This window comes from Paenibacillus monticola, assembly GCF_009664975.1.
In the GTDB taxonomy this organism is placed as follows: Bacteria; Bacillota; Bacilli; order Paenibacillales; family Paenibacillaceae; genus Paenibacillus_AQ; species Paenibacillus_AQ monticola.
Window position 1 is genome coordinate 630,326 of sequence record NZ_WJXB01000002.1, and the last position, 21,220, is coordinate 651,545.

Annotated in this window: 20 protein-coding genes and 1 pseudogene; 3 read left to right on the plus strand and 18 right to left on the minus strand. The window is 49.1% G+C overall.

The window, feature by feature from the left end:
- Positions 1-107 precede the first annotated feature (107 nt).
- From GJB61_RS07400 to GJB61_RS07470, 16 genes are all read right to left on the minus strand, one after another.
- Complete coding sequence (locus tag GJB61_RS07400) at positions 108-2,210, minus strand: 3-keto-alpha-glucoside-1,2-lyase-like domain-containing protein (RefSeq protein WP_154117831.1); 2,103 nt, start codon at positions 2,208-2,210, stop codon at positions 108-110.
- Positions 2,211-2,233: 23 nt separating this feature from the next.
- The gene (locus GJB61_RS07405; RefSeq protein ID WP_154117832.1) at positions 2,234-3,586 is read right to left on the minus strand and encodes an FAD-dependent oxidoreductase; all 1,353 of its coding nucleotides are present in this window, start codon (positions 3,584-3,586) and stop codon (positions 2,234-2,236) included.
- 35 nt (positions 3,587-3,621) lie between these two features.
- On the minus strand, positions 3,622-5,223 hold the full coding sequence (locus GJB61_RS07410; RefSeq protein ID WP_195724265.1) for a response regulator transcription factor: 1,602 nt from the start codon (positions 5,221-5,223) through the stop codon (positions 3,622-3,624).
- Positions 5,198-6,946 carry a sensor histidine kinase gene (locus GJB61_RS07415; protein ID WP_195724266.1) on the minus strand — a complete coding sequence of 583 codons (1,749 nt, stop codon included), beginning with the start codon at positions 6,944-6,946 and terminating at the stop codon, positions 5,198-5,200. The genes GJB61_RS07410 and GJB61_RS07415 overlap by 26 nt, the downstream gene beginning before the upstream one ends.
- 82 nt (positions 6,947-7,028) lie before the next feature.
- On the minus strand, positions 7,029-8,387 hold the full coding sequence (locus tag GJB61_RS07420; RefSeq protein WP_195724267.1) for an ABC transporter substrate-binding protein: 1,359 nt from the start codon (positions 8,385-8,387) through the stop codon (positions 7,029-7,031).
- 138 nt (positions 8,388-8,525) lie between these two features.
- Positions 8,526-9,362, minus strand: a complete 837-nt coding sequence (locus GJB61_RS07425) for a carbohydrate ABC transporter permease (RefSeq protein WP_154117836.1) — start codon at positions 9,360-9,362, stop codon at positions 8,526-8,528.
- A 23-nt stretch (positions 9,363-9,385) separates the two neighbouring features.
- Positions 9,386-10,324 (minus strand): carbohydrate ABC transporter permease, encoded by a 939-nt coding sequence (locus GJB61_RS07430; RefSeq protein ID WP_154117837.1) that lies wholly within the window; start codon positions 10,322-10,324, stop codon positions 9,386-9,388.
- Positions 10,317-11,690: an FAD-dependent oxidoreductase gene (locus GJB61_RS07435; protein WP_154117838.1), complete on the minus strand. Its 1,374-nt coding sequence runs from the start codon at positions 11,688-11,690 to the stop codon at positions 10,317-10,319. The genes GJB61_RS07430 and GJB61_RS07435 overlap by 8 nt, the downstream gene beginning before the upstream one ends.
- A 283-nt stretch (positions 11,691-11,973) precedes the next feature.
- The gene (locus GJB61_RS07440; RefSeq protein WP_154117839.1) at positions 11,974-13,182 is read right to left on the minus strand and encodes a M14 family metallopeptidase; all 1,209 of its coding nucleotides are present in this window, start codon (positions 13,180-13,182) and stop codon (positions 11,974-11,976) included.
- 247 nt (positions 13,183-13,429) lie between these two features.
- A complete protein-coding gene (gene racE, locus GJB61_RS07445) occupies positions 13,430-14,236 on the minus strand; it encodes a glutamate racemase (protein WP_338115697.1) in 807 nt (268 codons plus the stop codon).
- 217 nt (positions 14,237-14,453) lie between these two features.
- Positions 14,454-14,831 (minus strand): YtxH domain-containing protein, encoded by a 378-nt coding sequence (locus GJB61_RS07450; protein WP_154117840.1) that lies wholly within the window; start codon positions 14,829-14,831, stop codon positions 14,454-14,456.
- Positions 14,828-15,319, minus strand: coding sequence for a hypothetical protein (locus tag GJB61_RS07455; RefSeq protein ID WP_154117841.1), 492 nt, complete (start codon positions 15,317-15,319; stop codon positions 14,828-14,830). The genes GJB61_RS07450 and GJB61_RS07455 overlap by 4 nt, the downstream gene beginning before the upstream one ends.
- Positions 15,320-15,414: 95 nt before the next feature.
- The gene (locus tag GJB61_RS07460) at positions 15,415-16,065 is read right to left on the minus strand and encodes a helix-turn-helix transcriptional regulator (RefSeq protein WP_154117842.1); all 651 of its coding nucleotides are present in this window, start codon (positions 16,063-16,065) and stop codon (positions 15,415-15,417) included.
- 20 nt (positions 16,066-16,085) lie between these two features.
- Positions 16,086-16,517: a DUF86 domain-containing protein gene (locus GJB61_RS07465; RefSeq protein ID WP_338115698.1), complete on the minus strand. Its 432-nt coding sequence runs from the start codon at positions 16,515-16,517 to the stop codon at positions 16,086-16,088.
- A gap of 48 nt (positions 16,518-16,565) precedes the next feature.
- Positions 16,566-16,766: a hypothetical protein gene (locus tag GJB61_RS31140; RefSeq protein ID WP_195724268.1), complete on the minus strand. Its 201-nt coding sequence runs from the start codon at positions 16,764-16,766 to the stop codon at positions 16,566-16,568.
- 51 nt (positions 16,767-16,817) lie between these two features.
- On the minus strand, positions 16,818-17,105 hold the full coding sequence (locus tag GJB61_RS07470; RefSeq protein ID WP_154117843.1) for a Dabb family protein: 288 nt from the start codon (positions 17,103-17,105) through the stop codon (positions 16,818-16,820).
- Positions 17,106-17,271: 166 nt separating this feature from the next.
- Between GJB61_RS07470 and GJB61_RS07475 the strand changes: the two genes are divergently transcribed.
- Positions 17,272-17,871 (plus strand): helix-turn-helix domain-containing protein, encoded by a 600-nt coding sequence (locus GJB61_RS07475; RefSeq protein ID WP_154117844.1) that lies wholly within the window; start codon positions 17,272-17,274, stop codon positions 17,869-17,871.
- A gap of 144 nt (positions 17,872-18,015) precedes the next feature.
- Here GJB61_RS07475 and GJB61_RS07480 read toward each other — a convergent pair whose 3' ends face one another.
- Complete coding sequence (locus GJB61_RS07480; RefSeq protein ID WP_154117845.1) at positions 18,016-18,855, minus strand: oxidoreductase; 840 nt, start codon at positions 18,853-18,855, stop codon at positions 18,016-18,018.
- 190 nt (positions 18,856-19,045) lie between these two features.
- Here GJB61_RS07480 and GJB61_RS07485 point away from each other — a divergent pair, with 190 nt between their 5' ends.
- Together GJB61_RS07485 and GJB61_RS32520 are read left to right on the plus strand one after the other, a co-directional pair.
- On the plus strand, positions 19,046-19,609 hold the full coding sequence (locus GJB61_RS07485) for a TetR/AcrR family transcriptional regulator (protein ID WP_154117846.1): 564 nt from the start codon (positions 19,046-19,048) through the stop codon (positions 19,607-19,609).
- A gap of 95 nt (positions 19,610-19,704) precedes the next feature.
- Positions 19,705-20,509 (plus strand): annotated as a pseudogene (locus tag GJB61_RS32520) (MBL fold metallo-hydrolase).
- Positions 20,510-20,583: 74 nt separating this feature from the next.
- Here the strand turns inward: GJB61_RS32520 and GJB61_RS07495 are convergent.
- Positions 20,584-21,210: a class I SAM-dependent methyltransferase gene (locus tag GJB61_RS07495; protein WP_154117847.1), complete on the minus strand. Its 627-nt coding sequence runs from the start codon at positions 21,208-21,210 to the stop codon at positions 20,584-20,586.
- Positions 21,211-21,220: the final 10 nt, after the last annotated feature.

A 21,220-nucleotide genomic window follows, 5' to 3' on the forward strand; every position in this document is an offset into this window, starting at 1 on the left:
TTTATTTTAAAGGAACATCGGTTATAAAAGCAACTATATTGCTGAAATAGATAGCGAAGAGCTGAATAAAGGTTTTTTAAAAATTCATCTTCCGTACAATTCACAGATTACTGAGTAACCTTCACATCATCAATCCGAGCAGCGCTTGTATGCATTCGGATACCTATTTTCCCTCCAGCTGGTTGGACCGCCGTATCCGTCCACTGAATCATTTGGACACCTCCAACAAAGGCCGTGATTACATTGCCGCTGACAGCCACCGATACTTCGACCCACTGGCCAGGAGTAACGGCAGCATTAGCACTGCTTACCATCGTCAATGTGCCCGCGGTTTTTTTGTACAATTCCACCTTGTCCACTGCGTCGTTCAATCTGAACATGTAATAATTGGAGGCATCCGCATAGCGGAATACCAGCCCCGCGTTTCCGGAAGCAGTTAGCAGCTTAAGTCTGGTCGAATACGTATAATCTCTCCAGGAGGCGTCGCCGGCATAGGCCAGAGCTTCGCCCGATGCCAAGCTCTGGGACAGCACCTTTGTACCGTCATCTGTCATACTCCATGTGCCGCCGGAGGTCGTCCAGCCGCTATAGTCACTATCCTCGAAATTATCCTGAAACAGTGTAACCGGCTGCGGAACCGTGCCTTGAAATTCGAATGCTCCAATATCCGGCACGCCGTTATAGAGCGTATTGCCGAAATAGTCATGGCCACCGTTCGCTGTAACCGCCACACCGGTATTGATCAGCGGAGACGACGAAGCCAGCTTGTATCCAACCGCCGAATCGAGGCCTGTCGCCGTGTTGGGACTGACGAATTTGGGATCGCCAACAATTTTGTAAGGATCGCTTGGAACGCTAGAATTGAGTCCGTAGAAGTTGTTATGGTCATACGTCATTCTGGGACTGTTCGTATATTGTCCACTTGCACCATTATAAAAGATATTGTTCGAATAATAGGCCATCCCCGTATTGCTGGCATGAGTCAGCGCCCGGTTCTGCGTTCCTGAACGGTAGATGACGTTGTTGTAGACATACAGATTTCCGCCGCCGCTGATTAAATTGAACGCTCCATTGCCGTCCAGATCATTCTGGCTGATATTGTAGCGGAAGATATTATTATCCGTATTGTTCATAACCAGTAACGTGCCGCCCTGATTATCGTGACTGTAATTGTATTGATAGATGCTCCCGCGCACCTCAACATCAAAATCCCATGGCTGGCCGTCTCCCTCCAGCATCCGGGTGTCGGAGGCCTCGTTGTACTGGAACACCGCACCAGTTGTATAATAGGCCCACTGCGCCGCGACCACGGCAATATGATCCAGGTAGCTGACAACGGAAGTATCCACATTGCAGGCTTCCCCGATGGATCTCGTCGTATTGTATTCGATCAGCGGCGATACGCTGGCTCTGACCAGAATACCGTCCCGGTGTATTTGTTCCACATCATTGCCCCGGATAACCACATTTCGGAAAGCATCGAATTTATGTGTCCAGGCGCTGTTAGAAAAAGCGTCTGTCATCGTCTGGATACCCGTATCTGCCACGTTTACAATGGTGTTGTTCTCAATCAGGATGCCATCCCAGGTACTTTCCAGAGCCGTGTTCGCTCCCCTAGCATAAATATTGATGCCGCCTGTTCTGCGGTCGGTACCAAAAACATCGTGGATATTGAGATTACGGATATATATATGCCGAAAGTTCCCCGCTCCCGTTCCTTCACCAACCACAAGGACACCACTTCTTCTCATATCCGTCGCCTGCTGGCCACTTGTAATTTCTAGGTTATTGATCTCCCAATAAGATACATTGCGCAGGCGAACTCCGAAGCCTTCACCGTTTACGGATGTATTGCCGAAATGAATCAGCGGCTTGGCTCCTGTCCCGTAACGGTCCACCGTAATCGGGTTTCCTTCAGACCCAGAGCCCAGCAAATCAAGATACTGATTGCTCCACACTCCTCCCGCTTTCAGCAAAATGCGGTCGCCGGGACCGAATGTGACGCTATTCACCTTGCTCAGTGTCTTCCATGCTGCGATTTCACTAGTGCCTGAGGCACTGTCGCTGCCAAGCGAGGAATCGACGTAATACGTGGTTCCTGCGGCTTCTACAACCGGACCAAGCAACCCTGAAACCAGGCTGAACAGCAGAAAGGCTATCATACCCAGCAGGGGTAGGGTCATTCTGCCCGACTTTCCTTTACTATTCATTCTAATCACTCTCCCCAAATTAGTTAATGCGTTGACAATACCTCGCCCAGCCAGGCTCCCTGCCGAATCAGCTCATGTTGAAGCTCCGCTATATCCACTTTCCGGCTCTGACTATCCGCTCTGGATGCCATGGCTGCCGCCAGCCCCGCCGCCTGGCCCATCGCAAAACAATTGGGCATCACCCGCAGCGACCCCTGCACGACCCGATCTGAAGAGGCCGCTCGTCCCGCCACCCACATGTTGTCCAAACCAAGCGGCAGCATGCAGCGATAAGGTACCCCATGAGATTGGCCGGGGGGCAGATGATGAATATGCATCGCGCCGCTGCTCCGCGCCATATGGATATCGATGAAATAGGCATTGCGCGCGATATCATCCGTAAATGAAGCCATATTCATAAAGTCTTCTTGAGTCAGCACATAATCGCCAACAATCCGTCTCGTTTCGCGGATTCCGATCTGCTCTCCGGTAGACACAAGATGGGCTTGTTCAAATCCAGGAACATATGCCCGAAAGAAATCCAACTGACGTTTAACCAGCTTACGCCCCTCAAGGGCCCCCCGGGTCAAGTCCTCTGCTCTGGAACCGTCAATGCCGAACACGTGGCCGAAGTTTACCCCGACCAGATAATCGGCGATCCAGGCCAAACCTGAGACCGAATCCCGGCCCTGTGGCAAACTCCCCTCAGCTTGGGCTTTTTGAACCGCGTGGTGAAGTTGCTCTGTGTCATCGCTTTCAATTAAGTAGTGCTCAAACCGGAGCCGGTCCACATGGGCCAGCAGATAACACATGGTAGCGGCCTGAAGCTCGCCCGCTTCCCCACCTTTATGAAACGGAGCACCTGCCAAAGCCGCGAGATCGGCATCACCAGTTGTATCAATCACCGTTTTGGCCTTAATGACACTTCTGCCGGATTTGTTGACAACCACGATTCCTTCGACCCTGCGGCCGTCTTCGTCCATCATAGTCTGGCTTGCGATCGTGTGCAGCAGTACCTCCGCTCCACTCTCCATCACGGCTTCGTCATACACACGCTTCAGAACCTCCGGGTCAATGGGAACCCAATCCAGTTCAGCACCGAAACGTTCTTGAAAGGCGGGCTCGCATTGCAATTTCATTCGCTCCAGCAGCTCCAGCCCGATGCCCCGTATAATCGCCTTCTCCCCGTCACTATATGGACAGAAAGCAGGAACAAGGGCGACAGTGCCCATTCCGCCCAGAAAACCATGTTGCTCAATCAACAGGGTCCGCGCACCAGACCTTGCCGCAGCAATGGCCGCAGCAATACCAGCGGGCCCTCCGCCGGCAACCAAAACATCTACTTCCTTCGAAACTACCAATTCTTCCGCCGGCAATCTCACCGTATTTTTGCTCATATTTATCCCCCTTAATGCTAACTTTGGACAACTTTTCATTCGCCTGGGCCGTCATTTTCAACGGAGTAGGTCTTGTATTCGCTGGGGCTTTTTCCACTGTACTTCTTGAATACCTTGGAAAAATAGGCGCGGTCAGAGAAGCCGAGGGTATAGGCAACATTCTCGACGGTTTCGTTACGGCGCCCCAGCATCGTGATCGCCATATTCATTTTGTACTGATTAACGTAATCGGTGAAATTGATACCCGCCAATTTTTTGAAATATCTGGAGAAATAACTGGCATTCAGATGCAGATGTTCTGCCATATCGACCGAAGTCACAATCTGGTCGACATGCTCCGCAAGAAAACGATCAACGACCTGTAACCTCATATCCTTCTCTTGAGAGAGGATTGGCGCAATCGTATGCTGCCCCCACAAATTCCTCAATTCCCGTTTGGTCAGTCGGGCGACCTCATCAATATGGACTGTTTGTTCGAGATAAGTGAAGAAATTCCCCTCCGCATGTCCATTAACCTCAAAAGCCATCTGGCGGACAAAGTTGCCGCAGATTTCCTTCACCAGACGGGGCAGCAGCATCTCCGAGGAGACCTGCTGAATCCAGGGATTGACAGCTAGATCAATCCATGCGGCGTTGTATTCCTCCAGCGACAGTGCCAGTATGCCCCGCTCCTTATCCCCTCTCCATTCCGTCGTTTGTTGGAAATCTATATGGGATTCTAAAGCAGCCACTGGCTTGGTCGAGGTGTAAAAGTTCGAATCATGAGCTTCCGTCAACATCTTATATAGGGTATCGAACTCCCGGACCGGAACCACATCCTCCGAATAGAAACCGCGCACAGAGATCTTTAGATATTGCTCCGCCTTTTCCCGCACCAATTCCATAAATTGAGCCAGTTCGTTATCCAGATATCCTGTGCCTGCAACATTCCAGACTAAAAAAATGTCGGCATCTTTGGTCATAATTGGCGTAATGGAGGTCAGTCCGGCAGACAATTCCATGGCAATATTGTTCACGGCAAAGTGAATCAGCGGCATATCCTTATACCGGTAACGCTCAATCACGGAAGCCGCGTCGATATGGATAAAGCCTTGACGAAAAAAGGGGAGCTTCCACGATATCCCCAGACGTTCGCCAAACTGAAGCGTATTCTCCCAATCCGCACCAGACAGTAGCTGTTTCAGGAAGCTCTGCTTCAGCACCTCTTTATTGCGCTCAATCGCCTGCCGGAACAAATACCGCTCCAGCAATTCCTCATGACTTTGAAAACGACTGATTGCCTTGCACAGACTGGCCTTAAGCTGTTCGGGAGATAGCTCGTCCTTTATAAGATAATCATCGGCTTCCAGCTGGAAGGCCCGTTTCGTATAATGAAAATCCTCATAGCAGGTCAAAAAAATAAGGCGTACCTCCGGTTTCGTAATGCGGAATGCATCCGCCAGCTCCAGCCCGTCCATGCCGGGCAATCCAATATCGATGATCACCAGATCGGGCAGTTCGATATGAAACTGCTCCAGCGCCTGCTCGCTGCTGGATGCCGAGGCGACAAGCAATAGATCTAGCCCAAGTGGCTGCAACAAATATTCTACATATTCCAGCATAGGAACATCATCATCGATCAGCATTAAAGTCATCATAGGGAACCACCTCCTTGGCATTCGTTACCGGGATGCAGAGTGTAAAGATCATGCCCCCGCCTGTTCGTGCTTCTGCGCTTAGACGCGCCCGATAACCGTACAGCACCTGCAATCGTCGTGCCGTATTAATAAGACCTACGCCCTTATCTGGCCTAAGCGACTCATCATCCGCTCCGAGCAGCCGACGATTCAGGCGATTGATCTTATCCTCTGTCATTCCCCGGCCATTATCACCAATTCTAATTTCTAACATATCGTTCATAAGAGCGGCTTCCAATGTAATTACCGGGTGTGTAGGGCGGGCAGAGAACCCATGACTAATTGCATTCTCAACAACAGGCTGCAGCAGCAGTCTTGGCAGCATGATCGATTCCGTCTCAGAACCCAGCAAACAATCAAAGCTAATGTCCAGCCGGTTACGGATTTGCATCACTTCCACATAACTTCCCAGGACCTTACACTCCTCGGCTAGCTCGAGCGGCTTGTCGACATGAATATACACCCGTAGCAGCTTCATCAAAGAGTCAATCATTGAGCCATGGGAATGGTCTCCGGCAAGCAGTAAATCCACTTTGATTGAATTCAGAGTATTCAGCAGAAAATGAGGCCGGATCTGGGCCGCCAGTGCCTGAAGCTCAAGCACCCTTTTGACCTCCTGCTCACTCTCCACCTGCTGCAGAAGCTGATTAATATCATCCAGCATCTGGTTGAAGGCGGCGGACAGAACAGCCACTTCATCCTTGCCCTTGACCTGTATACGCACATCACGATTGCCACCAACGTACTGCTTGATACTTGTGCGCAGCAGGCTGATCGGTTTATTCATGTATCCGGCCCACAGCATGGACAGAATCAGAAAGGCCAGGAAGAACAGCCCCACCAATGATGTGGACACCAGAAACTCACTATTGATATGGCTGTCAATGGAACTGCGCGGAGTTTGACTGGACAGCTGCCAGCCCACCTTCGGAATCTGAACCTCGCTCACCAGCATATTTTCCACAGCCGACGGTTTGCTCTCTCCCTTTATAGCGATCATCCTGCCTTGCTTATCCAGCAATGAGAGGCTATTAGCGGGATTGCGCGTATCCAGCAAATTCAGAAAATAATGATTTGGAATCCCGATGAACAGGGTCGCCAGCTGCTCATGATTACGTGGGTCGGTAATGAAACGCGCAGCATAATAATATTCGGGAGCGGAATTAACAACGCCGACGGGAAACCATTGTAGAACCGTCTTTTCACTCTTGTCTAGCTTGCTGCTTTCCTGCAGAAACCGCTCCGGCATCGCCGAGAAGACGGGGAGATCCAAATTGCCCATTATGATCTTATTCTCGCGGTTTACCATCATAATCTTCAAGTCTGCATCCAAGGACTGCACTGATAAAATATTGGCCATGGACTTCAGCTTGGCATAGTGACTGTACACTTCATAATTCCCAAAATTCTCTGCATCTTTTAAATATCGCAAGCTTTCCAGCACTTCAGGATCATAAGTCTCGGAGAAATAAACAGAGACAAAAGAGATGCTGTCAACCGTTTTTTCAATTTGATTCGCGATAACCGTAAGTGTTTCCTCATTGGAACGTGTAATTTTATCACTCACATTTTGTCTTACGGAAGTGTAAGACCAAAAGGTTACTACGATAAAAGGCAGCAGAATAAGGATAAGGAACGAGAACTGCAGTCTACGATGGAAAGAAAAACGGCTTAACCATTTCATAATGTATCCATCCTTGTCCTGAAGTATAGAATTAACGTCCCTATTATAATCCATATCGCTGCCACCAGTATAAAGTTAATCCTTATTTATTCGACTCTACTACCTTTTCAACTTCCGTCGTCATTTCTTGTTTAACCTCTTCAAACTTGCGATTATCCAGCATATAGCTGGTAAAACCGTTCTCTACAATCGTTTTCAACTCGCTGCCATAAGGCACACTGAAAGTATCCGGCATTTTAATGCGGGTATCGAACAGGGTTTTGGACAAAGAGTCCGTATCGATCAAATTCTCATTTTCTCCGAAAAATTCCTTCACCAATGCGGCTCCGTCCACACCCTTGAAAGCTGGAATTTCTTTCGTGTATTTATACGATTCCTTGGACATCCATCTGAGGAAATCATACGAGGCTTCTTTATTCTCCGATTTCGCACCTATTGCCAACCCACCGCCAGCGATATTCGTCATCCCGATATCTGTTGAATCCACTGACCGTGGCAGAGGAGCATACATCGTCTGGAAGTCATGCGGGAATTTCTCCAGATTCAAAGTTGCTCGAACTGCATAGCTGGGAACAGCTAACATAGCGGCATTGCCGGCAAAAAACTGTTGCAGCACATGATAGTTGGAAGCGAGCACATCCGCATAGGGTTCTACACTCTTGTCCTCTTGCTCCATCACGCGGCGAAGATTGAAAAAGTACTCAAAGGAAGGATCATTAAAGATTGGCTTCAAATCAGCGTCAAGCTGCGGATGCGGGCGCTCCGTGTAAGCGATGATATCCGCATATTCTCCCCAGGTATGAAAGTACGTTCCGTAATGTTCTTTGGTAGTCAACTTCTTGGCATAATCGCGGAAGTCGTCCCAGGTCCAGCCCATTTCAGGCAGCGTAAGTTTGGCTTCTTCCAAATAATTCTTGTTAAAGATCGTTAACCACTGCGTGGAACTAGGCAGAAGGCCGTATACTTTATCATCCAGTTTCAAGACCTTGAAATACTCATCCTCCGGTGTGATGCTCTCCTTCTCAAAGAAAGAGTTAAGCGGTTCCACAACTCCGCGGGAAGCGCGTTCCATCAATTCATCCTCATTACCGGTCATAAACACATCGACCACTTCTCCGCCGGCAACCATAATATCCAGCTTCTTCATGAAATCGGTGCTGTCGCTATTCTGAACCAGCGAAACATATTCCACTTCTACTTTGTCTTGTGATTTGTTATACGCCTCAACGGCCTGAAAGATAGGCTCTTCCGGCTTGTCGGATTTGTACGTATAGAATTTGATCTTCGCTTTACCTGCAGGTTGGTCGGCATTGCCGCCTTCAGTGGCCGTCGGATCGGCCGACCCATTTGTCGCGGCAGAATTATTGCCGTTGTTCCCTCCGCACGCAGTGACGGAGAAAATCAGGATCAGGCTGACTAACAATAATGATAATTTCTTCAAAGCAATACCCCCTTGTATTGGTTGCTGCAGGCTCATTATACTATCTATATCTGGCGTACACCGTGTACAGTATTGCGGTGTACGCGTACACATTTTTGACCTTTGGATATTCAAATTGCACCTTCGGACAGATATTAGCTAGCCTTTGACTCCGCCAATCGCTATTCCTTCAATAACCTGCTTCTGCAGCGCCAGGAACAGCACAAGCAGTGGAACAATTGCCGCGACCGAAGCCATCATCATGACCGAAATCTGTGTACCAAACTCTTCTTTAAAGAACTGCATACCTAGCGGAATCGTATACAATTTCGTCGAATTAAGCATAATCAGCGGTCCCTGGTAATCATTCCAGGTCCAGATGAATTTGATAATGCCCACTGTAGCCAGTATGGGCTGGCTGAGCGGCAGCACAACGCTCCAGAATATACGTAAGAATCCGGCACCGTCAAGCTCGGCGGCTTCCAGCAGGTCATTATGGATGCCAACCATGAACTGGCGCAGCAGAAACGTGAAATAACTGGAGAACATGCCCATCAGAATCAACGCGGCATGGGAATCGTACAGCCCCAGCTCTTTGATCATAATATAACGCGGAACTAGCGTAGCCTGCTCCGGAATCATCATAAAGGCAAGCATTAAGGTGAAGACCATGCCCCTGCCCTTAAAATTCAGTTTGGAGAGCGCATAACCGGCCATGGCGGAAATAACAATCGTAGCCAGTGTTGAAATAACCGCTATTTTGATGGAATTCAGATAAAATAAGCCAAATGATATATCTCCCATCCACACGGTCTTGAAATTGTTGATAAAGTTCCAATGCTCCGGAATCCATTGGATGGGAAACGTCCAGACATCCTGCTCCGTTTTGGAGGCGGCAGACAGCATCCAAATCAGCGGCAGAAGAAAGAATAACGAGATAACGGCGAACAAGATAGTCAGAATAACGTTGCCAGTCTTTAATTTTCTCTTAGTCATTGCATGTGTTCCTTTCGTCGGGACTAATAATGAACTTTCCGATTCTGTGTAATCCAGGTAATGGACGTTACGAGCATGATGATGAGGAACAACACCCAGGACATGGCCGAGGCGTAACCCATTTTAAAGTGCTCGAACCCTTCCTCATAGATTTGGTACACGATTACCGTACTGGAATAATTGGGTCCGCCGTCAGTCAGGAACTTGATCATATCGAAGATTTTGAATGAAGAGATTGTGCTTGTGATGGCTAGAAAAAAAGTAGTCGGGCCGAGCAGCGGCATCGTAATACGCCGAAACTGCTGAATGCCGTTTGCTCCATCAATCGTTGCAGCCTCGTACAATTCTTCCGGAATATTCGTCATTCCAGCCAGAAAAATAATGATCTGATAGCCCAAGAGCTGCCAGACATAAATAATCATAATCGCGATCAGTGAATAGCTGGTATCCACCAGCCAGCGCGGTGGATCGGAAATGCCGATCTGCATAAGCAGTTGGTTGAAGGGTCCTTTAGATGGATGATATAGCGCCTGCCAAACTGCGGCGATCGCCACCGTCGAACAGATATAGGGTACAAAAAATGCTACTTTAAAATACGCTTTTGCATACAGCTTCTTATGGATGACCGCTGAGAAAACAACACCCAACAGCATCGTCAACGGCACCGTACCCACCGTGAACAGCACATTGTTCTTCAGCCCCTGAATAAAGCGATTATCATGAAACAGATTGATATAGTTATCCAATCCGATAAAGTGGATGGCGGATAATCCCCCCACCAGATTCCACTCCGTCAGGCTGAGAACCAGACTGAACACAAGCGGAAACACCGCGATAACCAGCATGCCGATGACTTCAGGTGCTATAAAAAGCCAACCGGCCAATTGCTCCCGTTTTTTTCGTGTCCAGAATATTTTGGGTGGCGCTTCGGCCGTTTTCTGGATCATTGCTTGTTCACTCATTGTGTTCGCTCCCCATAGACTTGGCCTGTATTTCTGGTAAATATGCGCCTTCTTCCCGCAAACGCCCGCGCAGCAGTTCAATATTGACGGCATGAACGTCGCCGTCGGTATGTCTGACGGCCAGCGCCGCTGCTAACCCAGCAGCTTCTCCCATGGCCAGACAGACTGGCATTACCCGGACGCTGCCCAGTACCCTGCGATCACAGGAGATGGAACGACCGGCCACCAGCACATTGCGCAGCCCACGTGGCGTAAGGCAGCGGTAAGGTATCCCGTGCGATTCACCCGGCCCGTAAAGCGTAATGGACAGGCCCGACCCTTCACCGCGCTGCTGCTCTGTTTGTGTGCCGTGCACATCAATGAAGTAGCTGTTGCGGCAGATCTCGTCGCTAAAGCTTCTGCGGGAAATGTAGTCTTCCGCCGTCAGGACGTAGTCACCGATAATTCGCCGTGATTCACGCGTTCCAATAAGTGTGCCTGTACTCATGACAAAGGCATTGCCGAAGGCAGCGGGCTGGACAGCTGCAAGCATATCCCGGTAGTCCGCTGCCATCTTGCGGCCCTGAATCAGCGCTTCCGATACTGAGAACGAGTTAGTGTTGTCGATTCCCCAGAGATGGCCGGCATTGAAGCCTACGGCGCGCGGAGCGACCATATTATTGCACAAATGGGTATCCGGAATTCCAGGGTAATCTCCCGACCGGACGACCTCATGTATTGGGCTCTGCGGGTTGTCTGCATGCAAATTCGGACCATTCAAATACGCGTAATCGTCCACGTTGCCAAGGATGAAGCAATGAGTGGCCGGCTGAAGCTCGCCGGTATCTTCGTCACCCTTACGGTAATCGGCTCCCGCCCATGCCGCGACATCACCATCGCCTGTGCAGTCGACATAGACCGCTGCCCGGAACGCCTGCAATCCGCCCTTATTCAGGATAATGAGTGTCGTAATGTTACCTTCAGCATCTCTCTCCACATCAGCCAGCACGCTCAGGAACAAGATATGAGCGCCAGCCTCCGATACAAGATCGTCGTAGACTCTTTTGAGTTTCTCCGGATCGATCGGCACCCAATCCATTGCGTCCTCCTTCACATGCGGCATCTGTGCTTTCAGTGTATCGAACACTTTGGCCGCAAGTCCCCGATAGATCATCTTCTGCTTGTCAGAGAACGGGCACCAGGCTGGTACCAGCCCGGACGTTCCCATTCCACCGAGACTTCCGGTGGCTTCGATCAGCAGCGTCCGCGCCCCTTCTCTTGCAGCCGCAGCCGCAGCGGTACAACCCGCTGGTCCTCCTCCGACTACAATGACATCATAGGAGGAATCCAACGGCAGTTCTTTGCTCTTTAGCGTATGGTGCTCCATGTGGGCCTCTCTTCCCGGCAGACAGCGTTAGTATTATTGCAGCCGTCCGCCACTCTTCTATGTAGCTTATTGTAACAAGAGTGTTTTTGAAGTACGGTATAGCTTTCATACGCCTTAATGTGCATTATTTTGACTATTCGTTCAGCAAGCCTGAATATAAAGAAGAAACGGCTGCATCATCCTTTTATAAGGATGATGCAGCCGTTTCTTTGAGAAATATAAAGATAATCGATAATGAAGGGCCAACTAAATTCTCATGTAAATATGGCAGTCATTTTTATGTTCACTTCAAATTTGAAAGGATAGTCGCCAAAATAAGTCCAGTCTCCAGCGCCATATCTTCAAAATCAGCCAGTGGCAGCGGATTTTTGCCAGTGCCCAGCTCCACCGTGAAGCCGGGCCTGCGGAAACGCTGAATGAACCAATCCTTGTAACCGGCGTCACTGCCGGTCAACTCAACTGCCCGGTAGCCGCTGGCCGCTGCTAGACTCACGGCAAGCTCTTTGCTCTCCGGCGGTTCATACCCCCGGTAGTTCCAGTAGATCTCTCCCCCTTGGCTATGCAGAGATACAGCAGCAGTGCCGGGAACCTCCTCTGCCAGTTGAGCCAGTGCGGCGGCTTCCGGCTCACTGAGCGAAGCGGGTCCGCTGTAGTCGCGTGGAGCAGGCGCAGGCACTCTCCGCCGGGTCCGTTCCTCTTCCCAGTGGGCCGGAAACTGGTCGCCTAAATCCACTCCGCGGATATTGGCCTTCCAGTGCCGGAAGCTGCGCCGTCCACCATTCCACTTCATCAGCTCCTCATAATAAGGATGCCCGGATAAAACCCCCTCCTGCACCAGCTCTACACCATCAGGATTGGCCATAGGCACAGCCCAAATCGTCCAATTGCTGTACCATTCTTCAGGATGATGGCCATTCCAGGCCTTGCCTTCAGCATAGGCCGCCGCATATTGCTCTATAAAAGACATCAGACATGGCGCAGTCAACCATTCATTGGCGTGCAACGCGGCGTTCACATGGAGATGGCGGGAACCGCTGCCGATCTTCAGCAAGTGAAGAGGCTTGCCTAACACACTTGTGCCGATGCTGTCTTTTTGGATAAAAGGATACTTATTTATCAGCTTCCCGATATCTGCTTCGACATCGACGGGTCCGTATTCACCACGCAGATATACCTCTGTACGGGGTGCTGCAAGAGGAATGACCAGCTCTTTACCGGGAACGCACCAACGTCTCGAGGTCACCCCCGGATTCAGCCTTTCAAGCTCATCCAAGCTTACGCCAAACAGAGCCGAAATGACCTCTGCATCATCCCCCTCTTGCACAGCATAACGTTTGCGCGGGGCGGAAGGCAGGAACAGAATTTGTCCTGGATATAAATAAGGCTGCCTGCTAGCCCATGGGTTTCCTTGAACTACATGCTCCGGGGTTAGTCCATGCCTTGCGGCGATCCGGCTTACGGTATCTCCTCTATGGGCAATATATTGCTGCATAGGTCTCATCCTCTCGGCCCTCTAGTTGCCGTCATCCACTGCCGTCAGCCGGATACTTCCGTGAAGACAACGGGACACAGCCCTCAAATCTATTGTATGCAGACCCTAGGGTCCCGCATGAAAGAATCAAGAAGAAACGGTGGTCTCTTTACAATATGAAACAAGACCGGAGCATCGCTGTCCCGGTCTTGTTGTGTACTGCTCTATTATAGGGGTTTGTCCCTATTCAATTCGTCACTGATACTGCCTATAATGTGGATACTTGCCATACGACAGGCGTACGTTTGATTTGTTCTCCCAGCCAATCCCGGGCAATTCTCTGGAACATTTCAGCGTCCCCACTGCAGAAGAACTGATGTATGGGACTCTCATTTCCACTGGCCAGCTTTCCTTTATCGTACAGGATTGTGCTGATTTCGCGTGCTGTCTCGTCGGCAGAACTGATCAGCTTCACTCCTGGACCCATGACTTTCCCGATCGGATCGATTAGAAAAGGATAGTGGGTGCAACCCAGAATCAGTGTATCAATCGTTTCATACTTAATGCCGTTTAGGGATTCTGCCACGGCTATTTGACTTTCTTCTGAGCGGAACATCCCCTGTTCGACAAGTGGGACAAGCGCTGGACAGGCCTGACTGACAACCTGAACAAACGGGGAAAGCTGCTGCAGCGCTACTGTGTAGGCCCCACTGCCAATTGTCCCTACGGTGCCGATCACACCGACCTGTCCGCTTTTGGTGGCGCTGATTGCCGCTCGAGCCCCAGGATGGATTACTCCGATTACGGGTATGGATACCTTGGTAGAGATATAATCAAGAGCTGCCGCCGTTGCTGTATTGCAGGCGATAACAATCATTTTAGGATTGAATTGTATTAAATAATCCACAATTTGTTCGGTAAACAACTTCACTTCCTCGGTCGAACGGGGTCCGTACGGGGCTCGAGCAGTGTCTCCGAAATAAATGATTTTCTCCCGTGGGAGCTGTCTCATCACTTCTTTGGCAACCGTCAATCCTCCCACTCCTGAGTCTAATATTGCTATTGCTTGCTGCACGAACACACCGCTTCCTTCTACTTGTTTTGTGTAGCTTATGTAAGGCTTATAGAAAATGTACCTGGCTTTCAGCCCCAATTGCAGATAATACTCCTTTTACCCCTTCAGTTCAAGGCCACACAGGTAGAGCCGCCTTCCGCCCGATGCGAAAAAGCGGCCCCACTCTAAGAGAGCGTATGTTTTTGAATGAGCTAAAAAGAAGCGACAGCACACTGATTTATAGAATGTCGTTATTATCCTTGTCATCTACATCAGTGTCATCAACCTCAACCGCAATTACAGCTTCTTCAGTAATAATTCCGCTAACCACAAGCGGCTCTTCTTCATCTTCAGCTGAAGTACATGGTTTTACCCGTTCCCGGACTTCATGCACAACTTGTTCTACGGTGTCTTTAGCTTTACTATACAGCTCGACACTCTTATCTCCTGCCTGCGCGGCAATCTCCTGTGCCTTCTCGAGGGTCGACGCGGTTCCTTCGGCAATGTCTTTACGCAGTTCCTTACCCGGTTTTGGGGCGAACAGTAATGCTGTCACTGAACCCACTACAGTTCCGGCGATAGCTGCCCACAGCAAGCTTTTTGTATCCTTTTTCATCGTTTCATCTCTCCTTTTAGATTCGTTGTGCCCCCAGCAGGGGGAGAGTCAGAGTTCATGCGTTGTGTTCGCGATCGTAAGGATTGCCATACGGAGAAACCGGCATCCAGACAGCGCAGTGTGATCTCCAGATCGTGTTTATTCCGTTTATGGGCCCGCTCCAGCGCCTCAGTAGCGGATTGTGTGCTCTTTCGGCTTACCTCCCGGAGTTTATCCCCCGCTTCGCTCAAAGAATCTCCGGCGCGCCCCAGTCCCTCAGACAAAGGCCTTAGCTCCTTCAGTCTCTCCTTAGCTTCTTCTACTGTTGTTGACGTCGTCTGCAGCGTGCTCTGGAAATCAGCAGCCAAAGCAGTGCTCACCCCTTGTAGATTGCTTGCCGCCACTCGCAGCACCGACAATGTCTTCAACACGGAGATCGTTAACAACACGACAGCAACACATAGAATGCCAAACCCGATCACCAGAACATTGCTAATCCAGTCGTCCATGACTTTGCCTCCTCTCCCACCAAACCGGGCGAATGCCTATATCTGCTATATTATAAGCAGGGAGAGTCTGTTCTGTGACTAATTCTACAATCTTTTCAAGAGGGTTTGGCTGCTGGTTTCGGAACAATAGCATATCGGCAGCATTGCCCGCCTTCGGCCATACATTCATTGCGAGTGACAGTTGCATCAAGCAGCTCCTCGAACAGATTCTGCTCACATTGGCAAGCCTTGCGGTATTGGGAAGCTACCTGACGAATGGGGCAATTATATTCCCGCATCACATAGGAGCCATCTTCTTCACGGTTCCATTCTGCCATGTATCCCCCTGCATTTTGGATGGAAGATAATTCAGCTACCCGTTCCTCCAAATTCCGTCGTTCCATCATCGGTGAGTATTGGGCAAGCATCCGGCGACGACGGCCCTCAAACAAGACATTAACCGCCTCGGTACCGCTGATATGATCCAACTCACGCAGCAGCTCCAGCGCCAGATTATGATAGCTTTTTGGAAAATACTCTTCTGCCCGCTCAGTTAACGAATAGACATGCATGGGCCGCCCCATCGCTTGACGCACTACTTTGGTCTTGGCCAGCGCATCCTGTTCCAACTGCAGGACATGACGGCGAACACCCATCTCGGTGATTCCCAACTCTTCTGCCAGCGCGCCGATGGTCAGCGGGCCTTTCATCTTCAGGAGCGTCATAATCATGCGTCTAGTCGAGCCACTTTCCTGCCCCTTCTTCATTGTTAAGGCCCCCTTTTCATTCACAGCGATCCCAGCTCCTGATCTAAATATCGATGTACCTGAGTGGCGAATTGCTCCAGCACCTCAGGAATTGCCAAGGTAAGAGGATGCAGTTCGGATCGGTCCCAGTCGAAATAGTCCTGCACCAGCGGCTTGCGGAGCGCGACCAGCTCTTTAAGCAGCTCGAAAATCACAGCCCCGTCAAATACCTTCTCTTCATGAATAATCGAAATGATATCCTCATAGCTGCCCGCATCACGCATAATAAATCCGTCAATCACGCAGCTGCCGACATCTGTAATAACCTCGATGGCCAAATGAAGACAACGCTCCTGTACCAGTCCCATGATAATACCGCCATCCCAAGATGCTGATGCTGCCCGGAGACCTGTATTAATGTCTGGTATTTGATCAAGAATAGTATCTATTTGCTTCCGGTTGACATAATACACTGCAAGACCTCCACCTTAAAATAACTAATAAGAAAAATTAAGTTCTGTCTATTTCCCACGTTTGCCGCGGCGCTTAAGCCAGAAAAACATGATCAAACAGGCCGCCAGAAACACAACCAAATAAGTTAACGCTTCCATCGGATACTCTAACTCACGCATTCCTGTCACCGCTTTCTTAAAATATAAGAATTTATAGGTTCCACACGATAAATTATCCTTATATTTCTCGAAGAAACGGGTACCGTCCATAAAATTGGACGGCCAAGCCGTTTCTTCTTGATATATAATGGTGTTGCGACACTAGAGTTCGTAATCAACAGCCAGTGAAAGCTCTTTAACTTCGTTAATATGCGCGATAACTTCCTTATGAGCCGGATGCACCTGGTAGGCCTGCAAATCCTCTAGGGAAGCTACAACAGTCACCAGAGCAATATCAAACGAACGCTCGGAGTGAATGATATCTGCACCAACTTCGACTGAGAGAAGCTGTGGAATTCTGCCTTCCATGTTCCGCAATACCGCGACGGTTACCGCCACACTCTCAGGAGATCGGTCCTTCAATTTGAAAAACACAATATGCTTAATCATTCTATTTCGCTCCTTGTTCATTAAATATTGTAAATTGGTTACTAAAAATATATCATAAGACCAACCGTTCTGAAAGAAACTTAACATAGAACTCAGCGTTACACTATTGACAGAACCTAAAAATTAATGAATAGTGTAAACCATTTTTTTAATAATTGGAGGAAGTATGCCTAAAAATCAACTAGAATCTCATAAGATCCAGGCCTGGTCCCTAATCAACCGCAAATACCTTGGAAAAGGCGTTCGAGTCAAAAGATTCCGGCGTCCTACGCGCAGTCAGATCCGTAACCGAGTACTGCTAGCAATACTAATGGCTCGCGACATGAAGCTCTCCCGATTTGCCGAAGAGCTTGATGTATCCTCTCGCAGTGTTAGTGCATGGGTATATGAAGGACGTATTCCTTCAAAAAACAATCTGGAGAATGCCTGCCGCCTGCTAGGCTATCCGCCACATGTCTTGTTCAACGAGGCACTTTTGCGGCAAAGCCCGATCGTGTGCCAGCCTAAGCCATCCAGATTTATGAAAAGATCCCATAGCAGCTCTCCAAGCAGCAATATCATTTTGACGGGTCTCTGCATGGTATATGACTTCTCCGTTACCGACGTCAGCAACTGGATTGGTATTCATCCCGGCACATTCCGCAAATGGTTGCATTATAGCCATCTGCCAACCGCGGCTATGCAGGAAAAGGCGGAGGTATTCTTTCGGATTCCACGGAATATTCTGTTCGCAGATTGTGAATTTCACTCTTCATCCCATAATTAGTTGAACAGCGAAATACAAACAGCAGCCAGAACCTGTGAATAGGTCCTGGCTGCTATTTGTGCGACTATTAATTGGAATGTATAATCCAAATATGATATAAGAAACTCTATTCACAATTCAAATTCGATCTCTGATTAACTGTGTTTATACGTTGGAAGGATAGTCGGCGGACCGGCTTACTTCAGCCCATTGTTCGGCTTCTGCGGCGCGTGCTTTGGAGGTTACCTCGGCGCTTCTAACCGCATCCGAGCCAAGCAGCAGTCGTAGTGGCGGTTCCTCCAGTCGGACAATGTCCATAATAATCTTGGCCCCGCGCTCCGGGTCTCCAGCTTGAGAGCCTTCGAACTGTTCACGGAATCGGTTCAGAGCACCAACCGTTGATTCGTAGTCCTCACTCACCTCTGCACGCTGCATGGAGACGCCGTTCCAGCCTGTGCGGAAAGCACCCGGCTCGATAATAGTAACCTTGATGCCAAAGGGTTTAACCTCGTTGAACAGAACCTCTGAGAATCCTTCTACAGCGAATTTCGCCGTCTGGTAGGCTCCCATACCCGGCGTACCGCCGACACGTCCCCCTATTGAGGAGAACTGGATAAAGTGACCTGATCTCTGCTTGCGAAGCACAGGCAGCGCGGCCTTGGTAACGTTCACGACACCGAACAGGTTTGTCTCGATCTGTGCGCGAAAGTCATCGTCCGTCATTTCTTCAATGGGTGCACTATTTGCATAGCCAGCGTTATTCACGACGACATCCAGCGCTCCGAACTCATCAAGCGCCAGTTGAACAGCAGCACGTGCGGCAGCGGCATCGGTCACGTCAAGTGCGGTAGCACGGATGCTTGCACCATACTGCTGCACGAGTTCATCAAGTTGCTCCGGACGACGGGCAGTTGCAACGACTCTATCTCCGCTGTCGAGCACAGCTTTGGCGAGTTCCCATCCAAAACCACGGGAGCTGCCCGTGATTAACCATACTTTAGACATACTGATCATCTCCATAATATATTTGGAATGTTTAATCCAAGGTGATTGTAACGCTGCGAAAGAATTAAATCAAGAGATTTTTGGATCAAACATTCCAATAATTAGCTATACTTCAATTAATATAAATTGAAATCTGATGAAAACGCGGCTATTATTGAATGAGATATGCGGAATTAGAGAGGTGTGTAAGATGAGTAAACGCGAGGATATTATGAATGCTACGCTGGATCTGATCGATGAAGAAGGATTGCAATCCGTAACTTTCGCCAAAATATTAAAGCGAGCAAAAGTAGGCTCCGGGACCGTTTTCAATTATTTTCACAATAAAGAAGATTTAGTAAATGAGGTCTACAGGGATGCAAGAATGCATATGGGCCAGTGCCTTCTGTTAGGCTACAATTCTGAATTAAGCTTGTATGAACGCTTCAAATGCCTTCAGTTGAATCGGCTGAAGTTCGCTATTACTTTTCCCAAAGAATTCCGCTTTATTGACAGCTATTCTTATTCACCCTATATTTCGACCGAATTACGTATGCTGGATGATCCTAGTTCTTCACGGGAAGTCGTAATGTCGCTCATTATTGAAGGACAGAAACAGGGAATGATTAAAGAAATGGACGCCCAATTATGCCATTCGGTTATCCATGGCATTATTACCGCTATTGTCAAAGGTTATTATGTCCAGAAATATCCACTAAGCGAGCAACAGGTGCAGCAAACGCTGGAGTCCTCCTGGAAAGCGATTCTGGTATAAATAGAGCTTTTATTGAACATGCTTTTTTTCGGCAATATTGGCAATGCTACTCCCTAAGACATCCTTAAGAAATTAAGGAATACAGGAGGAGCAATATGGAACATAGAAGCATGATCGCTTCCGGCTTTACGGACATGTGGGAGGTGGCTCCCCAAGTTGTTGGCCTTCGCACCTTGTTCGTCAATCTTGCTTATGTAGGTCTGCCCTCAAAAGAATGGATTCTGGTAGATACTGGACTTGGCCAGTTCGCTAGCAGCATTTTAAATACGGCACAGGAACGTTTCGGAAAACCTCCACTGTCCATTGTCTTGACGCATGGTCACTTTGATCATGTTGGGACGCTGAAAGAGCTTGTGGAGAAATGGGATGTTCCCATCTATGCCCATCCGCTGGAGCTTCCGTACCTAACCGGTAAAGAGGATTATCCTCCAGCTGATCCTTCGGTAGGCGGGGGGGCTGATGGTAACAGTGTCACCTTTATATCCGCATCGCGGCATTGACCTTGGTCCTATGGTGATTCCGCTGCCAGCGGATGGAAGCATTCTGGGGATGGAGGGGTGGCACTATATTCATACGCCGGGGCATAGCCCAGGGCATATCTCACTTTTTCGTGCTGAGGATAAGGTATTGATCGCTGGCGACGCTTTTATCACTGTCAAACAGGAATCGGTATTCGCCGTTGTGACCCAGCAGCAGGCTGTTCACGGCCCACCCGCTTACTTCACCACAGACTGGGATGAGGCGGAGCAGTCGGTTCGTCAACTTGCTCTGCTCGATCCCAAAATTGCTCTAACCGGGCACGGAGCTCCTATGTCTGATGCTGAGCTACCCAAGCAGCTAGCTCATTTATGTAAGAATTTCAAGGAAGTCGCTGTCCCCACTCAAGGAAAGTACGTTTAACAACAAGAAAAAGGCCAAAAAACAAGGCAGGTACGATTCCTGAGACTTCAGGATTTTGTGCCAACCCTGCCCATTTAAAGTGCCCGCCGTGCAATGATAGTTCTGAGTATGTATGTATGGGTGGCGCCTTGCGGACTCCGCAAAGTTTCCAGCTGAGATCCTGTATCCAAGATTTCCGTCCCGGCAAAATGCTCTCTTAAATCGGCTTCACTGAAAAAGTGGGCAAATTTCCCCTCTTTGTATTCGTAGGTACCAGGCTCCAGAAATCTTCCGCAGCCAAAATTGGAATCTTCATCCGAAAAACTGGTGAAAAACAGCAGTCCGCCGGGACGAAGCTGCTCCAGACAATTAGCGATCAGTCTGCGACGATCTTCCTCCAGAAATAAATGCAACACATCGTAGCAATAAACAGCATCTACTTGCTTATCCAGTCTGTAATCCAAGGCAGAACCGGCAATAAAACAGCTCATTGGGTCCCAGTCTACTGCCATTTCCAATGCAGCCTGGCTTAATTCAATGCCGTAAGTCTGGAACTCTTCCGAGAATACCTTGGTATTCCGACCATATCCAGCACCAGGAACCAGCACAGACTTCAGTTGATGCCGCCGGAATATATCTCTTGCCAAGAGAGCTGTAGGGCTAGGCTCACTTCCCCAGATCATACCCTCCTGCGTAAATCTCTGACTCCAATATTCTGACATACGCTCTCCC